The following is a 2,223-nucleotide window of genomic DNA, read 5'->3' as shown; positions in this document are numbered from 1 at the left end:
CGGCCTTCCGCGGTGCCCTCCCGGGCCCGGGCCGCAGCGAGGGCCTCGTATTCGCGCTTCGGAAGAAGGGCGAGCACGCGACCGTGGAGGCCCAAACGCGCCCGGGTGCAGCGGGTCCGGGACGCGCAGGCGCGACAGTCGGCGGCTCGGAACCGGGCCCGGATCGAGCTCCGCTGGCCCGGGCGCTTGGCGCTCTCGAACCAGCCCGTGCTCTCCTTGCCCTCCGGGCAGCGCGCCACGCGCCTGTCCCAGTCCACGGCGAAGTCGGCGGCGCTGAAGGCTTCCTCGGCGCGGCTTTGCCAGCTCTGGTCCGGACGGGCCGGGCCGACCAGGTCGATGCCGTACTGCTCGTGGGCCATGATGAGGTCGTTGGCGCTGACATAAGCTGAGTCCACCAAGTGCTCGGACGGGGCCAAGCCCTTGCCGGCCAGGGCCTCGTGGATCCGCGCGGTTCGCATCGCCTCGTGCACGTTGGCCGGTGTCGTGTCGGTGTGCACCACCAGGCGCGGCGCGTCCTCGTCGCAGGTCTCGGTCAGGTGGACCATGTAGCCGGTCCAACTCATGCCGGCCTTGGACCGGAAGCGGGCGTCGGTGTCGTAAGGCGACTCGATACGGTCCCCGGGGCCACGGCCCTGCACCGGCCGCAGTCGGACCCCATCCCCGCCGGTCTCACCGTTATCTGGCCCAGCCTCATTCCGCTCGAAGTGCCGCGCCCACACTCGGCGCAGCACAGCGACTGTGGGCAGCGCGGCCGCGTCTGGCGGCGCATTCGCCCCTTCCAGGGCCTTGAGCAGGCGGTACCCATCCGCCCCGACCTGAGCCACGTAGGCCTCGCGCTTGGGTCCGGTCTCGGGCAGGCGCATGTCCTCAATGCGCCGGTCGTAGCGCGCGTGCCACTCGGGCGGAGCCAGGGCCCGTAGCCAGTCCGGGGCGACCCCAGCGATGGCGTTCAGCGCCGCCCGCAGGGTCTCGGCCAACAACTCGATCCGGTTCAGGTCGCGCACCGCGGCGAGCACGTGCGTGCTGTCCGTGCGCTGGCGCCCGCGCGCTTTGAGCAATCCAGCGTCTCGCGCAGTGTCCAGCACGCGGGCGAGTAAGCGCTCACTGGCATCCCCGGCCAGCAACCGGCCGCGGAACGTGCAGAGCACAGTGTGGTCAAAGCCGGCATCGGCCAGGTCAAGGGCGAGCAGATACTTCCAGTCGATCCGGGCCCGGACGGCCTCAGCGGCTTGGCGGTCGCTCAGCCCCTCGCGGAACTGCAGGAGCGTGACCAGCGCCAAGCGCCAGGGCGTGTATGCGGGCTGGCCGCGCCGGGGATAGAGATCAGCAAAGCCAGTGTCGTCGAACACGGGGCCGAGCCGGTTGCGCAGTAGCACATACGGATTGCCCCGTGGGAACGCGGCCCGGGCAATGCGGGCGGTGTCGTCGGGCACGGATGGGACCAGCTGCAGCAGGCGAAGCGACATGGGCGACCTCCGGACAAGAAAGCCATCCAACGCAATGGCCCATCACAAGGCTGCCGATTTCGCCAACGGTGTCCGACCGTTTTCCGGTCATGGCGCCCCCACTCCCTTGTCAGGCCAAATCGACCGATGCCCCAACGTTGCTGCGCATCAAATGCGCTCAGCTTTCAGCGGCGACGTCGAGGACGGCTTGGGCGAAGGCCTGGGGAGCTTCCTGCGGCAGGTTGTGGCCGACGCCGCCTGTGATCAGCCGGTGCTCATACTTGCCGGAGAATTTCTTTGCATAGGCGCTGGGATCAGGGTGCGGAGCACCATTGGCGGCACCCTCGAGAGTGATGGTCGGCACGGCGATCGTCGGGAATGCGGCAAGCCGCTTTTCGAATTCGTCGTACTTCGACTCACCCTCCGCAAGGCCGAGCCGCCAGCGGTAGTTGTGGATGACGATGCTGACGTGATCCGGATTATCGAAGGCTGCGGCGCTGCGATCGAATGTGGCGTCGTCGAAGTTCCATTTCGGCGACGCGAGCTGCCAGATCAGCTTTGCGAATTCGCGCCGGTTTTTGTCGTAGCCGGCCCGGCCGCGTTCCGTGGCGAAGTAATATTGATACCACCATTCGAGCTCGGCCCTCGGCGGCAACGGCGTCCTGCCGGCTTCCTGGCTCCCGATCAGATAACCGCTTACGGACACCATCGCCTTGCACCGCTCGGGCCAAAGCGCCGCAACGATGTTGACCGTCCGCGCTCCCCAATCACAGCCGGC

Annotated in this window: 2 protein-coding genes; both read right to left on the bottom strand. The window is 68.2% G+C overall.

What is annotated here, in order from left to right:
• Positions 1 to 1,466 (bottom strand): IS1182 family transposase (locus tag VGC56_RS12655; protein ID WP_464125340.1); only part of this gene is annotated, 1,466 nt, incomplete at its 3' end.
• 157 nt (positions 1,467 to 1,623) lie between these two features.
• A partial coding sequence (locus VGC56_RS12650) for an alpha/beta fold hydrolase (RefSeq protein WP_464125338.1) occupies positions 1,624 to 2,223 on the bottom strand: 600 nt, incomplete at its 5' end.

This window comes from Allosphingosinicella sp., assembly GCF_036403745.1.
In the GTDB taxonomy this organism is placed as follows: Bacteria; Pseudomonadota; Alphaproteobacteria; order Sphingomonadales; family Sphingomonadaceae; genus Allosphingosinicella.
Note: the sequence above shows the minus strand (reverse complement) of the source record. Positions and strands in the feature narration are given on the sequence as shown.